This is a genomic window from Flavobacterium jejuense, from assembly GCF_006491595.2.
Lineage (GTDB): Bacteria > Bacteroidota > Bacteroidia > Flavobacteriales > Flavobacteriaceae > Flavobacterium > Flavobacterium jejuense.
Genome location: NZ_VEVQ02000053.1, coordinates 1 through 403 on the forward strand (window position 1 = coordinate 1; position 403 = coordinate 403).

At 30.5% G+C, this 403-nt stretch carries 1 pseudogene; it reads right to left on the bottom strand.

The window, feature by feature from the left end:
- Window positions 1-403 (bottom strand): annotated as a pseudogene (locus tag FIA58_RS21180) (hypothetical protein); the annotation flags it as partial.

Here is a 403-nt window from a genome sequence, read left to right on the forward strand (position 1 = left end):
GCTAGGTGCTTTCTTTCCTAAAGTGATGTTTCCAGATGAATTTTTAGAATATAATAGCCAATCACTATTATAATTAGTATGTTTTAACCCAAAAGCATAATAGTGGTTTTCTTCTATAATTTTTAATATCTGTGTACTTGGGTCTACTCCATAGCTTACTCGTATGTTTCCTAAATGATCGGTATAGTTAAAAACATAGTTGTAGTGGTTTACTCCATTATCTTCAATTACATTTACATAACCTTCTGCATGAGGGGAAAACTGTAATTTATTATTTTTATATTGAAAACCTCCTGACATATAATTGGTTGTGTCTGTTCCAAATCCTCCTGCGCAAGTAGAACAACTTGTTTTTACTATCTTATTTATTTTTCTTCCTGTAGCATCATAAATGTAGGAAATT